The sequence below is a fragment of the Rhodococcus sp. 24CO genome (assembly GCF_050586165.1).
Lineage (GTDB): Bacteria > Actinomycetota > Actinomycetes > Mycobacteriales > Mycobacteriaceae > Rhodococcus_F.
Genome location: NZ_JAZFNF010000012.1, coordinates 18124 through 38043 on the forward strand (window position 1 = coordinate 18124; position 19920 = coordinate 38043).

A 19920-nucleotide genomic window follows, 5' to 3' on the forward strand; every position below is an offset into this window, starting at 1 on the left:
CATGATTCGCTATGTTGTCGGCCGACTACCGTCGGCGGTGGTGGTTCTCTTTCTTGCATCGTTGTTGATCTTCTCGGTTATGCGACTGGTTCCCGGTGATCCGGCCTTGGCGCTGGCCGGTCCCGATGCGACGCCGGAAGCGATTGAGGCGATTCGTCATTCGCTAGGTCTCGACAAGTCGGTCCCCGCTCAGTACCTGTCGTGGATCGGCGATGTACTGACGTTGGATCTGGGCCGGTCGTTTGTCCTCGGTGGTCAGATCTCGGATCTGGTGCTGGCCGGGTTGGGTAATACGGCGGTGCTCGCCGGCAGCGCGTTGCTGTTGGCGGTAACGTTGAGCCTGATTCTCAGTGTGGCCGTGGTGGTCTGGCCGAAGAAGTGGCTGACCAGCGTGGTGAACGTGCTCAACACGCTCTCTGTTGCGCTGCCCAATTTTGTGACGGGTGTTCTACTGGTCCTGGTGTTTGCGGTGCTGATCCCGGTGCTGCCTTCCGGTGGTGTTCCTCCGGGTGGATACCTGGCACGTCCCGATATCACGCTGCAGTATTTGGTACTACCGGCACTGTGCCTGGCATTGCCGGTCACAGCCGCTCTGACCAGATTTCTCTCGGAGGCACTGCGCACCGAGATGGCGCAGCAGTATGTGATCACCGCTCAAGCTGCGGGAGTCACGCGCTGGAACCTGGTGACCCGTAGCGCTTTACGCAACGCGCTTCCGACCATGTTGACTGTCCTCGGAATTCAGACCGGGCATCTCCTTGGTGGAGCGGTGCTGGTCGAGGCCATCTTTGCCTGGCCGGGAATCGGTCAACTGATTCAGCAGGGAATCGGTCGGCGCGACTACCCGGTGGTGCAGGTGCTTCTGCTGCTCTCGGTCACGATCTTCGTGCTGATTCAACTGCTGACAGACATCGTGCACGCTTACCTCGATCCGCGTATCCGCATTGGAGGACAGTAATGACTGTCGTTGATCAACGCCAGGACACGCAGACTCGACGTTCGCACCCGGTGCGTGAGGCGCTGACTCACGGCCAGGGGCTTGCGGGTGTCCTGATCGTGCTGGTTATCGCAGCAGCGGGTATCGCGGCGCCGTTACTGACGAACTACGGGCCCAACGAACAGATCGAGGGCGCAAACCTGTTGGGCGCCAGTGCACAACACTGGTTCGGCACGGATCAGGTGAACCGTGACGTCTTCACTCGTTCGCTGTACGGCATCCGCATCAACCTGGTCATCGTGCTTGTTGCGGTGCCGTTGGGTGCGATCATCGGTTCACTTGCCGGCTTGATCTCGAGCATCAATCCGGTTGCCGATGTCATCGCTCAACGAATCTTCGATGTGATTCTTGCTTTCCCGCTGCTGATTCTCGCGATCACGCTGGTGGCGATTACCGGTCCCGGTATTTTTCCGGTGGTCGCGGTGATTGTGGCCGCGGAGATTCCGATGTTCGGGCGCCTCGTACGTACCAGTGTGCTCAAAGTTCGCGAGCTACCGTTTGTCGAATCGGCCGAAGTGATCGGGGCCGGCCGTTGGTGGGTACTGCGTAAACATGTGCTGCCCAACGTGGTCGAACCGTTGAGCGTGCAGATTGCCCTGTCGATGTCGGTGGCCGTATTTGCCGAAAGTGCGATGAGTTTTCTGGGTATCGGTGTGCGACCGCCGGATCCGTCACTGGGGTCCATCATCTCTGATGCCATCCCTAATCTCGACGTCAATCCAGCTTATGCCGTCGGACCGCTGATCATCGTCTCCGCCTTGGTCTTGAGTTTCCTCCTGATCGCCCAGGCGCTCGGCAAAGCCCGTCGGATCTGACGCCGCCTCAACCACCACTTCAAGGACACAAGCATGAACGCAGTAGAGCAGCAGGCGGTCCTCGCCATCGAGGATCTGGTGATCCGGTTCGGTACCGCGGATTCCCGACGTGAATCGACCACAGTAGTCGATCAGGTGAATCTCGAAGTGGCACAGGGCGAAATTCTGGCTCTGGTCGGAGAATCCGGATCGGGTAAGTCGCTCACGGCGCGCGCTGTGCTCGGGTTGCTGCCGGAGGGCGCGCAGGCGAGCGGCTCGATCGAACTCGGCGGTCAGCAGATTCTCGGAGCTGACGAGGCGACTTTGAACAAGGTGCGCGGTACCCGGGCCGCAATGGTGTTCCAGGAACCCCAGACCGCGCTCAATCCCGTCCAGAAGGTGGGCTGGCAGATTGCTCAGGTCCTGCGGGCGCACGGCAAGATATCCCGGGCCGACGCTCGGGCCCGCGCCGTCGAACTGCTGCGGATGGTGGAGATTCCGGAGCCGGAGCGTCGGGTCGATTGGTATCCACATCAGCTGTCGGGCGGTCAGAAGCAGCGAGTAGTTATTGCTCTGGCTCTGTCGGGCTCTCCGGATCTGCTGATCGCCGATGAGCCGACCACTGCGCTCGATGTGACAGTGCAGGCCGAAATTCTGCAGTTGCTGCGGGATCTGCGCGATCGGTCGGGGACAGCGATTCTGCTGATCACACACAATATGGGCGTCGTCGCGGATATCGCCGATCGCGTGCTGGTGATGAAATCCGGTCAAGTGGTGGAACAGCGGTCGGTTTTCGATCTGTTTGCGTCACCGCGGGCTAGTTACACGCAGGCTCTGCTGGCAGCGGTGCCTCGGCTGCCGGAAGCCGAGCACGCCAAACCGGCCGTCGTGCTGGTCGATGATGTCGAGCACGCGCTCGCCGAGCCGATTCTCCGGTTCGACGACGTCTCGATCGTGTACCCGGCCCGGTTGGGTAACAAGGCGTTTCGGGCTGTTGATCACGTCAGTTTGAGTGTGCGGCCCGGTGAAGTAGTGGGGCTGGTCGGTGAGTCAGGTTCGGGGAAAACAACTCTCGGACGCAGCGCGCTGGGCGTCATTCGGGCCAGCAGCGGCACGGTGAGCTTCGACGGAACCGACCTGGCCACGATATCTGCGGCGAACCTGCGAGGTCTGCGTAAGGGTATGGCACTTGTCCACCAGGATCCGGCCGCGTCGCTGGACCCCAGGCGCACTGTCGGGCAGAGCATTGGCGAACCCCTCGAGGTGCACCGCTTTGCTACCGGAGCCCTGCTGCGGAACAAGGTCGAGGAGTTGCTCGAATCCGTCCGTCTCCCTAGATCATTTGCACACCGGGCACCGGGGGAACTGTCCGGTGGTCAGCGCCAGCGTGTGGCGCTGGCGCGAGCACTCGCCCTCGGACCACGACTGTTGGTTGCCGACGAGCCGACCAGTGCGCTCGACGTTTCAGTCCAAGCCGACGTTCTTTCACTATTTGCCGACCTACGAGAGGAATACAAGTTCGCATGCCTGTTCATCAGCCACGACTTGGCCGTCGTCCATCAGGTGGCCGACCGGGTAGCGGTGCTGCGCAGCGGGGAATTGGTCGAAGAGGGCCCCGCTGCGGAGGTATTCAGCTCGCCGCGCCAGGACTACACCAGGAGATTGGTTGCAGCGGTGCCGCTCCCGGATCCGCTGCGCCAGCGCGAAGGACGAGGAACTACTCGAGTGGAGCCAAGCCTGACTGTTGCTGTCTGACCGATCCGCTCGCACGACACACAACCTTTCACTCTCACCTCACAGGAGAATTTCATGTCTATCACCGAACTCGAACGCGTCGCACTTACCCCTGAAGAGATCTACGCCGCAGGCGGAATCACCGTCCACAAGGTAGGTGAGTTGATCGGAGCACGTATCGACGGCGTTCACCTCTCGGGAGATCTGTCCGCGGAGACCGCGTACGCAATCAACTACGCTCTCGCCGCCCACAAGGTTGTTTTCTTCCGCGGGCAGCAGCATCTGGACGACGTGTCGCAGTACGAATTTGCCGGCACACTCGGCACCCAGACCACCACCCACCCGACGCTGAAGTCTGCGGACAACAAGCTGCTCGTTCTCGACGGCGCCGCCAGCAGCTGGCACACCGACGTCACATTCATCGACCGTATCCCGAAGGCATCGATCCTGCGTCCCACCACGATTCCCGAGTACGGCGGAGCAACGACCTGGGCTTCCACCACGGCCGCGTACAACCAGCTCCCGCATTCGCTCAAGGTTCTGGTCGAGAACCTGCGGGCCGTGCACACCAATGCGTACGACTACTCCGAAATTGTCGACAAGGTGAAGCAGGGTGAGGGCGAGCGGCTGACCAACTACGGAGAGTTCACTCGCGAGATCTACGAAACGGAGCACCCGGTGGTACGCATCCACCCGGCAACGGGGGAGAAGACCCTGCTTCTGGGTCATTTCGTGAAGGAGTTCGTCGGACTCAAGCCGTCGGAATCGGTCGCTCTGTTTCAGCTTCTGCAGGCACGAATCATCAAGTTGGAAAACACAGTTCGTTGGGCATGGGAGGCGGGCGATCTGGCGATCTGGGACAACCAGGCCACCCAGCACTACGGCGTCTCCGATTACGGAACCCAGGCGCGCAGCGTGCACCGAGTGACGTTGGCCGGCGACGTGCCGGTGGACGTCCACGGTGAATCCAGCCGCATCATCAAGGGCGACGCATCCGAGTTCTCGATCATCGCGGACATCGACCGGCTCCCCGGGTTTGACGCGAACTAATCTGACGCAGAGCGTCTGACAACGAAGCGCGTTTGGTGGCCGATTGTGCGGTCACCAAACGCGCTCGTCGAGTTCAGGTGCCAGCTCGAACATATTTCCCCACGAGTGTTGGCAACCAAGGCAACTCCATTGGGGAGTGTTCGGGCCTACGACGCAACCGGTGACCGAGATCCAGGGTCTTTCGTTGTGGAGGTAGGCCGGCATTCCCGGGGAACAGCGCGAGGCCCAGTGAGCCCGGCATTGCGGGCATGGCGGGTGTGTCGAGACCATGTATTCAACAAGGTTCGTGTAACCGGATGACGCAATCCTGCCCGCACATTTTCGGCACAGAACGGCCGGACAGTCGTCTCCGGCCTCGAATTGTTCGAAGCTGCGCGATGCCGAGTGAAAAAGCATCGAATCCCCGGCTGTGTACTTCTCCAAACGCAGCGGAGCATCACAGGCGGTGCATGTGCCGTAGCTACCGAGCAGGGTGCGGGCGTGCGCAGCGGTTGACGTTGGGTCCGTGGTGTCGATCTCGAAGCGATCGGGACCAGCAGTGGAGTGGAGCGCCCACAGGATGCGGTCACCGAGTTCGTCGTCGATTTGACCTCTCTCCCTGGGGAATTGGATGGACATTGCCTTTTCGATGTTCGGAACCAGCGGAAGTTGATAGAAAGTGTCGACGTCTTCGCTCACTTCCAGGCGGGACATGCCGTCGGTGAACGGCGCCGTCAAGGTTTCCGCGCAGAGGACCGTTCGGGGTTTGGTGTCCAAGACGGTGATCAGGACGTCGCCGGCGGCCATATCGCCGTGAAAGCTCCACGGATCGACTTTGGCCTTGGGTTCGAGAAATGCCACCACGGCGTCGAGCCAGGGTGTGCCGAGAGCGATAAATACGTGCTGACCTGCGCTGCGCGTAATCATCTGCGAAGTATTGCAGAGGGTTCCGACACCGCTGCGCTATCAAGACGCCGGTCAGGGCCGACTGTGCTGTCGGCCCTGACCGGTCATTTCAGTACGTGCGGGCGAATAGTGCCGGTTCCGTACCGGAAACCTGCGTAACCTGCTCGCGTGCAACCAGATGACGCAAATGTGCGGCGCCCTCGGACAGCGCCATGGTCTTGCCCAGCGGAGAAATATCCGACCACGGCTTGTACCACTTCATATGTGCCGCAACATCCCACACTGTCAGCTTCTGATCGCCGAATGCCTCGAGTAGATGATCCAGGCGTTCCTCGTGGTGCTCGATCAGCTCACCTGCGCGACCACCCACGCTGTCGATGGGGATGCCGTGTGCGCCGAGTCCGCGCGTGATGTCCATGGTCTGGACGCGTCGTAGTGACGCGAAGAAGTCAGCCAGGGCGTCACGTTCCTCGAGGGGATACGTGAAGTTTCCGACGTGTGGCGTTGTCTTCTGCAGAACGTGGTCGCCGGTGAACATGACGTTCGCGTCGTCCAGATAGAAGCAGACATGTCCGGGGGTGTGGCCTGGCGTGTAGACCACGCGGAGTCCGCGGCCCGTGAGGTTGATGATCTCGTTGTCCGAGAGGATTCTGTCGGGAGCGGAGTCCGCGCTCGTCGGCGGCTTTCCATCGGCTGCCTGTCGGAACGCTTCGCGATCAGCTTCCGGTGCTCCGGCCTTGGCCATGTTGGCCAGCTGGTGGGCCATCCACTCTTCGCCCTTGCTGCTGGCCATTTTGTTGAACAGCTCGTGATCGTCCTCGTGCATCGCGATCCAGGCACCTGACGCCTCACGCACGCGCCCACACAGCCCGGTGTGATCCGGATGGAAATGAGTGACCACAACGCCTTCGATATCGGTGACCGAATGACCGATCTCTGCCAATCCGGCGTTCAGGCCTTGCCAGCCGTTGTCGTCGTCCCAACCCGCATCAACCAGGATCAGGCCGTTCGGGGATTCCATCGCGTACACCAGCGTTGCGCCGAGTGGGTTGTCGGTGATGGGGACCGGAATCTGGAATATGCCATCGCCGATGGCAGCTGCACCGTTCATCTGTAGTACCTCGTTTACCGATTAAGGAATCTGTTTCTATGTCCTTCATGTTTACCGTGCGCTCGATTGGCCCGTGACGCAGGTCCTACCTGGCGGGAATGTGTGACCGGCGGAGCGCATTTCGGATCGGTGAGAGTTTAACCTTCCTACTTGTCGGTATTTGTGGAGAAGTGTTGAAGCAGTGCATGTTTCGTTGTTTTACCGGTTTGACGGTTGCGCTGCCGCGGCGGTTAGCTGGAGGCGAGCGAACTAGCGTTTCGAGGGACAGGCGCCGTGCGGCGGTTCTCGAGAAAGACGGGTCATGCGTTTTCAGGTTCTGGACATCATCTTCAACCCACCCCATCCAGTGACCGGAGAGGAAGTAGCCCCGTCGGACCGACTCAATCGCGTCGTCGAACTCGCGGTTCTTGCCGAAGAGTTGGGCATCGACTCTTTCTCGGTGGGGGAGCGTCATGCCGGCCCGGTGCTGTCCTCTGCGCCGACGGTCATCTTGGGCGCAATTGCGCAGGCCACAGACCGAATTCTGCTCTCGACAGGCGTCACCGTCCTGTCGTTGCTCGACCCGATTCGAGTGGCCGAGGACTTCGGAACCATCGACCAGCTCAGCCGCGGGCGGCTCGAAATCGTGATCGGCAAGGGAAACGAGGTGCTGCAGTACCCGCTGCTCGGACTCGATATCGCCAAGCAGTACGAATACCTGACCGAGAACTACGAGCTCCTCAAACTGCTGATCAGCGAGGAAAACGTCAAGTGGGTAGGTACTCACCGGCCCTCCCTCGAGGACGCAACGACGCTACCGCGTCCGTACGACGGGCCTTTCCGCATCTGGCACGGGTCCGCGACCTCCTTCGAGGCCGTGGAGCTTGCCGCGAAGTGGGGAGATCCCATCGTCACGGCCAATGCCCTCCAGCCCCGCGAGAACTACAAAGTGCTCATCGACCACTACCGCGAGCAGTATCTCGCTCACGGCCACGATCCCTCCCGTGCTTACGTCGGGTCCGGCTCGGGTGGGCTGTTCCTCGCTGATACGACAGAACAAGCCGTCGAGGAATTCCGTCCCATCTACGAGGGTGCCGTCGCTCAGGCTGACAAGCGCAAGCACGACCCCAAAGCAGTGGGTAAGTCGACGAGCTTCCGGACCATCGAGGAAGCCGTCGATCGCGGCCCCGCCTTGGTGGGCTCCTCGGAGCGCGTCGCCGAGAAGATCCTGGACTACTACGAGAGTTACGGCCACGACTTCCAGTCCGTATCCGTCAATCACGTCCTCGACTTCGAGCAGCAGAAGGACACGTTGCGCCGTTTTGCCGAAGAAGTGATTCCCCTCGTGAAGGCGGAAGTGTCGACCAACCTGTGGAGCGTCGGCGACGAGGATCGGGCGAAGGGTTTCACCGCAGTCGACTGAGCAGGTGAGCGTAGTCAGGTCCGACGCTGCGACGAATCACAGCCTGCAGTAGCTTATTACCGACATCGTGGTCGGTTTTACACTGCAATGAAAGTTCTGTGAGTGGGAGTAGTGCGTTGACGTTGGGTGTGAACTCGCTACCAGCGACAGAACTGTCGGACAGTCTCTGGGTCGATATTCTCCCGTGGCTGGACGACTATGTGTCCGACCGTGCCGCCTTGCTCGAACCGTTGGCGCCGTCCCCCGACTGGTGGTTCAGTGAGTCGCCGTCGTTCACCGTTCTCGAGGTCGATCTCGAAAAACTGCTGTCCGAGGTGGCGTCGCTCTACATTTCCCACCATTCGTCGGCGGTTCTGAAGGAGAGTTTCCCGCTCCTCGAACCGAGCGTGCCGATCAGTGCCCTCGCGCTCGACACGCGGGCTGTGACGTCGCTGGCCCGTTTGGCCTCCCAAGGGAGTGTCGGCGACCTGCTGACTCACACCACCGCTGAGATTTTTGGTGTTCGTGGAACCAGCGAGCAGACAGTTCACGATGTGGTTCTGAGCTTGCTGATGTGCGCGGTGATGACAGATCCGCGCTCGCGCATCGAGACGCCGAACGACGGAGCCGCCCCGCCCGCGATCACGGCCTTGCTCGACGATCTCGAGCAGCTGGCGATGTGGCGACGGGTCCGCGGTCAAGAGGCGCGCCCGCTCGTCACTGTCGAGATCGATGACGAGTCGCCGGAACCCATCCAGGAGCTGGCTGCCCGGATTTCTGCGTTGACACCCAACGATCTACCTGCCGTGGACCGTACCGACGCAATGGACGAGATCGACAACCTTTTCTCACAACTCGACGAACGCGAGTCGATTGTCTTGCGGGAGCGCATTGTGGCGCCGGTGCCGCAGCGACGCGGAGCGGTTGGCGCGAAGCTTGGCGTGGGTTCGGGGCGGGTAGGGCAGATCGAGGCTGAAGTGAAAGCCAAGATCAACGACGCTTGTGGGTTCGGAACTGCCGTCGGCAATTTGCTTGCCAGCTTGCGGGTCGAGATTCAGCCGGTCGCGTCGCTCGAGCGCCTTCTGGAATTGCATCCGAGCATTGCCGCCGAGGTTCCCGGGTTCGAGGTTCCACTGTGGCTGGTTCTCGATCGGATCGACGACTACTTCGAAGTCACCGATGGTTGGGCTGCCGCGCCCGGCGTCGCAGCAGCAAAGAAGCGTACGCAGACACTGCTCGAGGACTTCGAATCACCCAACGGTGTTGTTGCTCTCGGTGACGTTGCCGATGCGGTGTCGATGTCCGCCGGCGAACTCGAGAAGTGGCTCGCCTGGTGCGGAATCACCGTTGTTGCCGGGTCCGCGTTGACGAGGGCGCGTCGAATTTCCGACCTGGCAGTTGGCGCACTGGAGGCATTAGGGACGCCGAAGTCCGTTCCCGAGTTGGCGGCGCTGCTGAAGACGGATCGCCCGGAACGGTCGATCGAGCGGGCCCTCGAAGCGGATGATCGCACCACATTCGACGCCGGTTCATGGCACCTTCAGGCCTGGGGTAGTGCGGATTCCATTGTAGAAGAACCTGTTCCGGAGCAGAGTGAGTTCAATGTCGGCGGCGACGGAATCGTTCGACGTAAGCGCACACGCGATACTGCCAAACCGCCGGAGCAGACGCGTCGCCTGTACCGCTCCGGCAATGTCTGGCGATACCGTACGACAGTCACGGCCGAGCACTTGCGAGGTTCGAGTTTTGCCGTCCCGGCCGGCCTGGCGGTCGCAGCTGGTTGTGCGCGCGGCGAGAGGGTGGAACTCGAAAGTCATCTTGGCGTGCAGGCAGTTCGGTGGAGCGGTGCGCAGCCGACCTTCGGCACGATCCGCCGGTTCCTGCGTGAGTTGTCCGCTGTTGTGGGCGAGGACATCCTGCTCGAACTGTGGCAGGACGGGACTTTCCGGGTGGTGCGTCCGGTAGCTGTGCACGCCGATGTTGATCCATTGCGACAGGCACTCGCCGAAATCGGAAACCGCGAACCGTTGCGCACCGCCGATCGGCACGTCGTGCGCATTCTTGCCGAGGCGGTGAGTCTTCCCGGGGAAGATCGGCCGCGAAAGCTGCTGCGAGCCTATGAAGATCGAGGTGAGGACGCAATCCTCGACTTGTTGGAAGCGGCTTGGGTTCACTCCGAAGTGTCGGCGGACTCGGAGGTCGGCGATGCCTGACATCTCCGAGATCTCGATAGTCGGCACCAAGGCACTATCGGCTGACGAATCCCTTGCCGGCGCGGTGGGATTGCACCACACCATCACCACGGCCCTCGCCGACCTGGTGGACAACAGCCTCGACGCCGGTGCTGCGCACGTGTTGATTCGCTTTGTGCAGGACGGGACTCGGATCGTCTCGATGATGCTGATCGACGACGGCTGTGGAATGGACGCCGTCACCATCGACGCAGCGATGACATACGGTCGCCGACGCGATTACGGCGCAGCAGATTTGGGTCACTTCGGCATTGGTATGAAGGCCGCATCGCTGAGCCAGGCTCGGGTGCTGCGGGTGTGGTCGAGGCGATTGGGTAATCCCACCCAGGGCCGCGAGATCGACTCGGAGCAGGGGCGCCAGGCGGTTTCGGTAATCGAAGAGGGGGAGGCTGCGGCCTTTTTTGACGCGATCACACCTCGCTTTCCGTTCGAGTCGGGCACCATCGTCGAATGGCGCGGCATCACAACCTTTCTGATGTCTGCAAACGCGGACGAGCAGACCAGTTGGCTCGAACAAACCATCAGTGACGTGCGCAGCCACCTCGGTGTGGTGTTCCATCGATTGATCGAATCCGGCCGAGTTGCGCTGACCGTCGATGTCTTCGACGTCGAGGCTGGGCGGGCAGGGGCGTTGCGCTCGGTAGGCGCAATTGATCCGTTTGCCTATCCGCGCACTGGTTCGCCGAATTACCCACAACCGCTGACTGTGTCGATCAACGGAGCGGCTTCCGTTGCTCACGCCCACATCTGGCCGGCGCGGAGCAACGCGCCGGAGTTTCGGCTGCACGGTGCGCCCGGTAGGGATCAGCAAGGGTTGTACTTCTATCGTCACGATCGGCTCCTGCAGATCGGTGGCTGGAACGGGATCGTTCGCGGTCGTCCCGATTACGGATTGGCCCGCGCCTCAATCGACCTCGACGACAATTTGTTGCAGCACATCACGATCAACCCCGAAAAGTCGGGAGTCACTCTTGATGCCACTGCAACGGCTGCCATCGACGGCGCCGTATTCTCCGGGGGAACCGGGAACTTCCGTTCTTATCTCGGCGACGCCGAAAACTCCGTCCGCGCGGCGCGCAGCCATCAACCCCGGCCCATCAGTGTCATTGAACCTTCTTCGGGTTTGCCCGAGGATGTGCTCGATTCTTTCAGCGACGCATTCGAATTCACTGTTGGCGCCGACCCTGTTGCCATTGGATGGCGAGCATTGGCACGCGATCAATTCTTCGAAGTAGATCTCAAAACCCGCACCCTGTGGATCAATGCGCGTTTTCGGCGCGACCTGCTAGGGCGCCGAAGTCTCGACAACACGGACGCACCGGTGCTGAAGTCGCTCATCTATCTGCTGGTCGGTGAAATGTTCGAGGGTGTCAGGATCAGCGCGCGGCAGAAGGAAAAGATGCAGGCGTGGCAGGAAGTCCTGATCTCTGCAATGGCGGCACATCGAGAGCAGGTAGCGCAGTGAGCGAGGAAGTCTTCCGTGCCGTGGCACGCGAACTGGGCGACGGGTTTCCACCTGAAAACGTTCTGTACCCGGTCAATGCGCGGTTGCGGGCCAGCTTTCCCGACGGGTTGACCATCGCCGACATCGTTGACGTCTTCCTGGACGACAGCGCTGTTGCCGTACGTACCGCTCTGCGGTCACGATTGCGTCAGTGGGATGCCGAGAGCGTCGAAACGTGGGTAGGAGCCACCGCCGTCCAGAGCGACGAACGTCGAACCCTGATCTACGAATTGCTCGGACTGCCAGCTCAGGTGCACGAAGACCTCAGTGCGAGGTTTCCGCGTGAAGGTGGACCAGTGGTCATCGCGGCTCAGCAGCCGTGGGATCCCTGGTACGCAGCCGAGCGACGGCGCGAGCACGACTTCTACTGGCGTGCCTACAAGCGTGTTTTGGCTGACAAGAATTGGGACAACGCGACAATCGGCAAGCTGGATGTAGCCACCACTGAGGTCGTTCACCGGCTCGCCGACCCAACCCGGCCGGAGCCGTATCAGTCCAAGGGACTGGTGGTCGGGTACGTCCAGAGTGGAAAAACAGCGAATTTCAGTGGGGTAGTGGCCAAGGCGATCGACGCCGGCTACCGATTGGTCATCGTCTTGACCGGCACTATCGAGATTCTGCGGAGCCAGACTCAGCGTCGTCTCGACATGGAACTGGTCGGTCGGCAGAACATCAGCGCCGGTGTCGACGACGACTACGCCAATGACGAAGATTGGCGCGCGGGGAACTTTCTCGAGCACGAAATTGATCCCAACAAGACGAATGAGATTCCGGCAATCCGTCGACTCACCACGTCGAAGTTCGATTACAAGAGCCTGCTTGCGGGCTTGAGCGCGTTGCATTTCGAAACGGTGGATCACTCGCTACCACTCAACGATCCGAAGAATCTGTATCCCAGCAATATTCGAATTGCCGTTGTCAAGAAGAACGTCTCGAGTCTCAAGAAGCTGGTCGCGGATCTGAAGAAAGTTCCCACCGAACTCGATCAGATCCCGGCTCTGATCATCGACGACGAGGCAGATCAGGCATCGGTGAACACGATCGATCCGAAGAAGATGAAAACCGAGCAGATCGAGCGGACGGCGATCAACGGCCAGATCGCCGAGATCCTCGGACTCCTCAAGCGTGCTCAGTACATCGGTTACACCGCAACACCCTTCGCTAATGTGTTCGTCGATCCGGAAGACAGTGTCAACGTCTTCCCTTCGGACTTCATTGTCAGCCTCGAGCGGCCAGGCCCGTACATGGGTGGCGCGGACTTTCACGATCTCGACGATGTCGATGACGACGACAAGACTCCGGCCAATTCGAACGAGAAGGCGTACGTACGGGATCTTCGAGCCGAGTGCGACGAGGATCGCGCTGCCGAGCAGTTACGAGCGCTCGATTCGTTTGTTCTGACCGGGGCGATCAAACTTTTCCGGGAATCGAAGGGCGCCAAAAAGTATCGGCACCACACGATGCTGGTGCACGAATCGGTGAAGCAGGCTGAGCATGACGCCGTAGCCGACGACTTCAAGGCTTTGTGGAAATCGGCTGGATACAGCCAGGCCAAGAGTCTTTCCCGGCTGGACAAGCTCTGGGCCGAGGACTTTGCAGTGGTGAGTGCGGCTCGGGGCAGTGAACTGGAGAATCCTGGTTCGTTTGCCGAGTTGGAGGAGTTCATCGGCGCTGCCTACGACAAGATTTCCGAGGGCACCAGCCCCGTCATCGTGGTCAATGGCGCGGCCGAGAAGGACTACAAGCAGGATTCCCTCGACTTTCAGGAACGCGGCGTATGGAAGATTCTCGTCGGGGGCACGAAGCTGAGTCGCGGCTTCACCGTCGAGGGACTCACCATCACGTACTACACCCGCAGAACTGGCCAAGCCGACACGTTGATGCAGATGGGCCGATGGTTCGGTTTCCGGCCAGGCTACCGAGACTTGGTGCGGCTGTTCATCGGCCGTACCGTCGGTGGACCGGCCGGTGCCGAGTACGACATGTACAAGGCATTCGAGGCCATCGTGCGGGACGAGGAAGAGTTCCGGCGTGAGCTCACCAGGTTCAGTGGTGTGAACGAGAACGGTGAGCCATGGGTCACCCCACGCGATGTGCCGCCAATGGTGTTCCAGCAGCTTCCGTGGCTCAAGCCCACAGCGCGGAACAAGATGTTCAACGCCGAGCTGGCTTACCGCGGTATGGGCGGCGAGAGTTTCAGTTTCACGATGCAGCCGCCGCGCGGTGACGGCTCGATCAATGCCCGACATTTTGCTGCTGTCGGTCCGGTCCTGAAGTCGCTCGGCGATTCCGGGACCTTCAACTTTGTGGACAAGGACGATGTTGTGCGGTCCTTCACCGCACGGTACGGAATCGTCCCAGCTCCCGTTGTTCTGGACACAGTCGATCAATTCGAATGGGCGACGGGCTGGAACTTCGGGCCGCACCGTGAAGCGCTCTCGGCGGCAATCGAATCCGGGTTGCTCGAGGACTTCGCCGTTCTTCTGCCACAACCGAAGACGCGCGAGCCCATCGAGATCAAGGGCTGGCACGAGAAACTCCCGATCGTCAATCGCAAGCGTCAAGAACGTGAGTATCGGACGGGGTTCACCGGCACCGCCGTTCGTGAGCGCGATGCCATCGAGCACATCGCCGGCAGCCCGAAGAAGAACGGTGGACCCCTGGCTGGGGCACTGCACCGCAAGACTCGCGGTGCGTTGATTCTGGTATTTGCGAATGATCCGGGTCCGCGTCAGTTGAAGCGGGCACAGGCTGGTCCGGTGGATTCGCGTGACTTTGCGACACTATTTTCGTACGCCCTGCCGCAAGCTGCGGAACCGTTGGGGCGGATCGGTTTCCGGGTGAAACAATCAGGGACAGGTGCGATAGTCGATGCAAACTAGGTGTGTAGTGGTGAAGGACAGGGACGGATTCTGATGGCAAAGACCATTGCGACAATCAACCTCAAGGGCGGCGTCGGTAAGACGACGATCACGGCGGGGTTGGCAGAGTTCATGTCGCTCGAATTCGGCCAGCGTGTGTTGCTGATCGACCTGGATGCGCAGATCAACCTCACCACCATGATGATCAGTGAGGATCACTGGCTCGAGCTGAACAAGAAGGGGCTCACCAGCGCAACAATCTTCCGTGACGCAGTTGAAGGTACGTCGAATTTCGATCTGCAGGGGACAATTCAGCGGTCGGTCTCGCCGGTCAAGCACGTGACTGGCGTAGATCTGCTGCCATCATCGCTGGACTTGATCGAGTTGCAGGAGGAGATCAGTGCCCTTCGGGTGGCTGACCGCAGTTCCACCAAGCCAGTGGAGTTGTTACGCGATGCCGTGGCTCCGGTGATGGATTACTACGACTACGTCTTGATCGACTGCCCACCCAATCTGGGCCCGATCACGCTGAATGGGCTGGCCATGGCCGACGGCTATGTCATTCCCACGATCCCGGATGTGCTTTCTACCTATGGCATTCCGCAGATCCAGACTCATATCGCCAAGTTCGGCAAGGAGATCGGCCGTGAACTCTTCGAGTTGGGGTTGGTGATCACCAAGTACAAGTCCAATTCCGCAGTGCACCGGACCACCGTCAGAAATCTCCGACGCGACCCCAACGTCCCACACGTCCTGCCGGAGTATCTCGCGGAGTCGAACCAGATTGCCGCGTCGGCAGAGTTTCATCCGTACGGCACTTTGAAAGTGAAGTACGGAAACGCAGGTCAGTTCGATCAGATGCGTGCAATTACGCAGAACATTCTCACGGAAGCGCAGGCGAAGCTATGAGTGCGGGTATCGATGAAGCGCGTCGTCGGGTGCAGGTGCAGGAAACCGGTGCAGCGCTCCTGAAGTTGGGAGCAACCAACGGCTCGGCATCGGTGTTGCTGGCCAAGCTCGTTCAGGTAGTGGCGGAGGAAGCTGCCCGGACCCCGCGCTTCGCGAAGGCGATCGAAGAGGCTTTTGCGGTTCCGTCCGAGGGAGCGGCCGTTGCAGTACCTGCTGCTGCACCGGCGCCGCGTCGTCGGGCAGCGGCCCCGAAGGTGAAACGGGAGCCGGGGGCTTTCGACCCGTTCGAGGTCTTCAAGGTTGACGGGGAAGCGGTTCTGCTGGAGCGCCTTTCGGCCCTCGATGCAGACGGGATCAAAGACATCATCGCGGAACAGGAAATGGATACCCACAAGGAGACGGGCCGCAAGCGCAAGGTGGATGTGCTCGCAGTCTGGACCGTCGAGCGAGTGAAGGCACTGACCTCGAAGGGCAGTGCGTTCCGGTAGGTCAGGGACCTGATGTGCAACTGGCTCGTCTGTTTTCACTGTTGTCTGACGGAGGTATTTCAATGACCAGCACGCTTCGCCAAGCAGAGAGCTACCGACTGCCGGGCGATCACCGTTGGGTGGTTGTCGATGTCGAGACGTCAGGCCTGCGGGCTGCGTCGCATCGCGTGCTCAGCATCGCTGCACTGGTTCTTCGTGAAGATGGCACAGTTGAACAGCAGTTCTCGACGCTGCTCAATCCGGGGTGCGATCCGGGACCCGTTCACATCCACAACCTGACGCCTGATCGTTTGGCTGGCGCCCCACGATTCGAGGATATCGCCGACGAGTTCGCTGAGTTGTTGTCCGGTCGAACGATGGTGGCGCACAATGCGTCGTTCGATTACGGTTTCCTCGACGCAGAATTCCAGCGTGTAGGCTCCGGAGCCCCGGTCGACAAGCGCCTGTGCACGCTTGCTCTCGCGCGTCGCTTGGAGCTTGATGTACCTAACCATCGACTCGAAACCTTGGCAGAGTACTGGAAGATCGAACAGTTCAACGCGCATGACGCGTATGACGACGCACGGGTGCTTGTTGATGTCTTCGGGCGGAGCGCAACACTCGCAGAATCACTTCAGCTTCCGCTGCCTGTTGTCGGTTGCAATGACCGTCGTGTCACTGTCTACCCACAACAGATAAAGCGGATGCCGTCGTCGTTCACCAATCCTGGGCGCCTCGATCTTGTGCATGGCCTGGTTCAGGGGATGAAGGTTGTTATCAGCGGATCCACACGTATTCCTCGAATTGCGTTGGCAGCCCGTCTCACCGAGGCAGGGTTCGACGTGATGAACGGAGTTAGTCGCCAGACGAGCGTCGTGGTGTGTGAGAACCCCGCGTCGCAAAGCGGGAAGGTGCGTAAGGCCGGCGCCAACGGCATCCCCGTCATCTCGGAGCAACAGCTCGACGAACTGTTGGCGCGAGCATTGCCGGGTGTGCTCAAGACAGAGAGCGCTCCGATCGTAGTGTCACTGGTCCCGGAAACCGTTGTGCCGGTGCAGTCGCCGGTTGGGCCAGACCCTGTTGTCCGGTCGCCAATTGCAGCTGCGTCACCAGATCCGAACCGAAAAGCGAAGGCGTGGAATGGCCGTCGGGTATTGATTCTTGGCGGCAGTCATCTCGACGGTGTGATCATGCGGTCACGTCTTATTCAATTAGGTGCCAGGCAATCACTCAATCTGACCACCGCGGTTACTGACGTCTTGATGCTCGACGGAGGCCAGTCTGACAAGCGGATGGCTAGGGTCACCGAACGAGGGCTCCCACAGATAGCTGAATCCGATGTCAACGAGGCGTTGGTCTCCGGTGTGGTTCCGGAGCACATGAAGCTTGAATCACGTTTGTCTGCACCTATTCTGATTCGTGGCGAGGCCATCGATCTACCCGCAGCTCGGTCGTCGTGGTCGGTCAATGTTGCGTGGCGGGCGGAGAACGTCGGCGGCGAATTCGATGTTGACGTGGTGGCCTTCCTTCTTGATGACACAGACAAAGTCGACTCCGATCAAGACTTCATTTTCTACAACAATCTCGCGGACGAAGATGGCGCAGTTGAGCTTTCCGTTGACGGAGACAGCGAGCAGAGTATCCGGACAGACCTAGATGCGTTGCCTGCCGAATGCCGGCGGGTTGTGATCGCAGCTGCTGTCGACGGTGAAAAGACTTTCGGCGACCTGGGAGCAGTCACTGTCAGCATTGATGGCCCCGACGGAACATTTGCGACCTTTGTACTCGATCTCGGGACAGTTGAACGGACCATGGTGCTTACCGAGATCTATCGCCGTGGAGATGTCTGGCGTCTGCGAGCCGTTGGTCAGGGTTATGACCACGATCTTGGTGCAATGGCAGTCGGTTACGGCGTTGAAGTGGACGAGGACTGATCCGGACCATTCCGATCGCGACAGGATGGTGGTTATGGAACTCGGTTTGGCCGGCCTTACGGCCACTCGCATACTTGTGGACTTCGATATCTATATCGATGCCGGCGGAGTCTGTCAGTCACGATAGAAAGCCCTCGACCGTTTGCCGTCTCAGGTGTGGCTCGCGGACTTCAGAACAGCGTGGGCATTGCGCGTTCGCCGTGACGAGCCTCGGCAACGCGGGCAGTCCAGCGCTTGACTAGCCACATCTCGATCAGCTCTGGGTTTGTCCGGGCTTTGGTTGCCCATGCGGTGACCAACTGGTTGTAGCGGTGATAGCGACGCAACGTGAAACTGCTGACGGACGGATCTTCCAGCCAACCTTCGTGTATCAGGGTCGAGACACCGAATTGGTCGATCAATTGTGCGCGACCGCCCTCTACTGATACTTCAGCAGCCCACATGAATGCCGACAGAAGAGATACCCCGACCCCTGGTGTCATGGGCCACCCCGACCACGTGTCACGGTGGATGTTCGGCATGGTGCGGGTCTTGATGCAGTAGTCGAGGACAGCCTTGATCGTCTTCAGCGGATCGTCGCCCTCAGCGATCTGCGTGTTGAATACGTCAGGGAATCTCCGTTTGAACCGGCGACTGCGGTGAGCGCTCTGCCAAGCTGCGCACAGAAATAGCAATCCGAGGCCAGCATGGTCGGCGGTAACGAGCTCGCTGCCGGGTCGAAGGTCGTTGCGCTGGACCGTAGCCAGACCGGACGTGACAACCTTGCCGTCGTCGTCTCTACCGTGTAACTGGATCTCGTGCTTGGCCTCTCGTAGGTGGGCATTCCACCAGTCCAGATCCACTCGGGCTCCATCGTCAAGTACGTGCAGATCGTAAGTCCGTGCCTGGCACCACTGGACGCACGCCTCTGGCGTCTCGAATCCGTCGTCCTCGATATGCATGTGGGCGATCCTGGCACGCCTCACCGACATATCGCTGCAGTTGGCCGGCGTGGTGCCAGGATTGAGGTAGTTACCTCGGATAACGTGAGCGCCTGTGCGTGCGCACGAACATGTGGGGGATAGGACGCTTGAGTGACGGACATTGTGAGCATCGCGCACGGAGCCGAAGATTTTGATACGCGTCTGCGGCGCGAAGCAATGCAGTTTCTTACAGTGCGAACCAACGACGGTCTCAACTCAATCAGCAAGCAGGAGCTGCTCGATTTCACCATCGACGGCGAAATGTTCAGATTGATGGATCCCCAACGAGGTATCCGCAAGCCACGTCAGCTCTCGTCGGCTCTTTCGATCAGCACGGTTTATCGCCGTGAAGGCGCTGACCGACCATATGAGGATGCAGTCGGAGCCGACGGATTTCTTCGGTACAAGTGGAGCGGGATGGACCCGGATCATCAGGACAACCGCGGGCTGCGTGCGGCGATGGAGCAGAAAGTGCCGCTGATCTGGTTCTTCGGCGTGGGACCTGGGCAGTTTCAGCCGGTCTTTCCCGTCTACCTCGTTGACGAAGAGGTGGGTCTCCATCAGTTTGTCGTTGCCACCGAATTTGCTCGTGATCTCCATGTGACGGATTCTCCGATCGAATCTCATCTTCGGCGTTACCTGATCGCCGAAACCAAGCGACGGCTGCACCAGCCGGTATTTCGAGCGACAGTGATGCGAGCCTACGAAACGCGTTGTGCTGTCTGCTCCTTAGGTCACAGCTCATTGCTTGACGCGGCACATATTGTGCCCGATTCCGATGAGGCTGGGGTAGCTTCAGTCCGAAATGGGTTGGCAATGTGCAAGATTCACCACGCTGCATTCGATGTCCATATTCTGGGGATCAGTCCTGATCTTGTGGTTGAGATCAGACAGGATCTTCTCGAAGAGATCGATGGTCCGATGCTGGAGCACGGGCTGAAGGAGCGTCACGGTCAGAAGCTGATGGTGATCCCAGCTCTCAGATCTGAGCGCCCTGATCCAGAGTTGCTTGCGTTGAGCTACAAGAAGTTTCAGTCCGCTGGCTGATGTTGCTCACAATGTGATCGCAGGACCCGTAG

At 60.1% G+C, this 19920-nt stretch carries 15 protein-coding genes; 12 read left to right on the plus strand and 3 right to left on the minus strand.

All coding sequences use genetic code 11. The features are described 5' to 3' along the window. Position 1: 1 nt before the first annotated feature. From V2B23_RS26145 to V2B23_RS26160, 4 genes are read left to right on the plus strand one after another with little or no spacing between them, the layout of a single operon-like run. Positions 2-958, plus strand: a complete 957-nt coding sequence (locus V2B23_RS26145; RefSeq protein WP_045071473.1) for an ABC transporter permease — start codon at positions 2-4, stop codon at positions 956-958. Continuing rightward, on the plus strand, positions 958-1812 hold the full coding sequence (locus V2B23_RS26150) for an ABC transporter permease (RefSeq protein WP_430952969.1): 855 nt from the start codon (positions 958-960) through the stop codon (positions 1810-1812). The genes V2B23_RS26145 and V2B23_RS26150 overlap by 1 nt, the downstream gene beginning before the upstream one ends. A gap of 33 nt (positions 1813-1845) precedes the next feature. Then, positions 1846-3546, plus strand: a complete 1701-nt coding sequence (locus V2B23_RS26155; protein WP_430952970.1) for an ABC transporter ATP-binding protein — start codon at positions 1846-1848, stop codon at positions 3544-3546. A gap of 54 nt (positions 3547-3600) precedes the next feature. Then, the gene (locus V2B23_RS26160; protein WP_430952971.1) at positions 3601-4575 is read left to right on the plus strand and encodes a TauD/TfdA dioxygenase family protein; all 975 of its coding nucleotides are present in this window, start codon (positions 3601-3603) and stop codon (positions 4573-4575) included. 51 nt (positions 4576-4626) lie between these two features. On the opposite strand, the gene V2B23_RS26165 is transcribed toward V2B23_RS26160, so the two are convergent. Beyond that, positions 4627-5481, minus strand: coding sequence for a hypothetical protein (locus V2B23_RS26165; protein WP_430952972.1), 855 nt, complete (start codon positions 5479-5481; stop codon positions 4627-4629). An 88-nt stretch (positions 5482-5569) separates the two neighbouring features. Continuing rightward, on the minus strand, positions 5570-6571 hold the full coding sequence (locus V2B23_RS26170; RefSeq protein WP_430952973.1) for an MBL fold metallo-hydrolase: 1002 nt from the start codon (positions 6569-6571) through the stop codon (positions 5570-5572). 301 nt (positions 6572-6872) lie between these two features. Here V2B23_RS26170 and V2B23_RS26175 point away from each other — a divergent pair, with 301 nt between their 5' ends. The 7 genes from V2B23_RS26175 (at position 6873) to V2B23_RS26205 (ending at position 17879) form a co-directional block, all read left to right on the plus strand. Beyond that, positions 6873-7973 (plus strand): LLM class flavin-dependent oxidoreductase, encoded by a 1101-nt coding sequence (locus V2B23_RS26175; RefSeq protein ID WP_430952974.1) that lies wholly within the window; start codon positions 6873-6875, stop codon positions 7971-7973. 98 nt (positions 7974-8071) lie between these two features. Continuing rightward, positions 8072-10165 (plus strand): hypothetical protein, encoded by a 2094-nt coding sequence (locus V2B23_RS26180; RefSeq protein ID WP_430952975.1) that lies wholly within the window; start codon positions 8072-8074, stop codon positions 10163-10165. Next, positions 10158-11669 carry an ATP-binding protein gene (locus V2B23_RS26185; protein ID WP_430952976.1) on the plus strand — a complete coding sequence of 504 codons (1512 nt, stop codon included), beginning with the start codon at positions 10158-10160 and terminating at the stop codon, positions 11667-11669. Before V2B23_RS26180 ends, V2B23_RS26185 begins: the two co-directional genes overlap by 8 nt. Next, a complete protein-coding gene (locus tag V2B23_RS26190; RefSeq protein WP_430952977.1) occupies positions 11666-14590 on the plus strand; it encodes a Z1 domain-containing protein in 2925 nt (974 codons plus the stop codon). Before V2B23_RS26185 ends, V2B23_RS26190 begins: the two co-directional genes overlap by 4 nt. A gap of 33 nt (positions 14591-14623) precedes the next feature. Beyond that, positions 14624-15478, plus strand: coding sequence for a ParA family protein (locus V2B23_RS26195; protein ID WP_430952978.1), 855 nt, complete (start codon positions 14624-14626; stop codon positions 15476-15478). Further along, positions 15475-15966, plus strand: a complete 492-nt coding sequence (locus V2B23_RS26200; protein WP_430952979.1) for a hypothetical protein — start codon at positions 15475-15477, stop codon at positions 15964-15966. The genes V2B23_RS26195 and V2B23_RS26200 overlap by 4 nt, the downstream gene beginning before the upstream one ends. A 62-nt stretch (positions 15967-16028) precedes the next feature. Further along, complete coding sequence (locus V2B23_RS26205; protein ID WP_430952980.1) at positions 16029-17879, plus strand: TerD family protein; 1851 nt, start codon at positions 16029-16031, stop codon at positions 17877-17879. A 170-nt stretch (positions 17880-18049) separates the two neighbouring features. Here V2B23_RS26205 and V2B23_RS26210 read toward each other — a convergent pair whose 3' ends face one another. Further along, positions 18050-18820: a hypothetical protein gene (locus tag V2B23_RS26210; RefSeq protein WP_430952981.1), complete on the minus strand. Its 771-nt coding sequence runs from the start codon at positions 18818-18820 to the stop codon at positions 18050-18052. A 132-nt stretch (positions 18821-18952) separates the two neighbouring features. On the opposite strand from V2B23_RS26210, the gene V2B23_RS26215 reads away from it, so the two are divergent. Next, complete coding sequence (locus tag V2B23_RS26215; RefSeq protein ID WP_430952982.1) at positions 18953-19888, plus strand: HNH endonuclease; 936 nt, start codon at positions 18953-18955, stop codon at positions 19886-19888. Positions 19889-19920 lie beyond the last annotated feature (32 nt).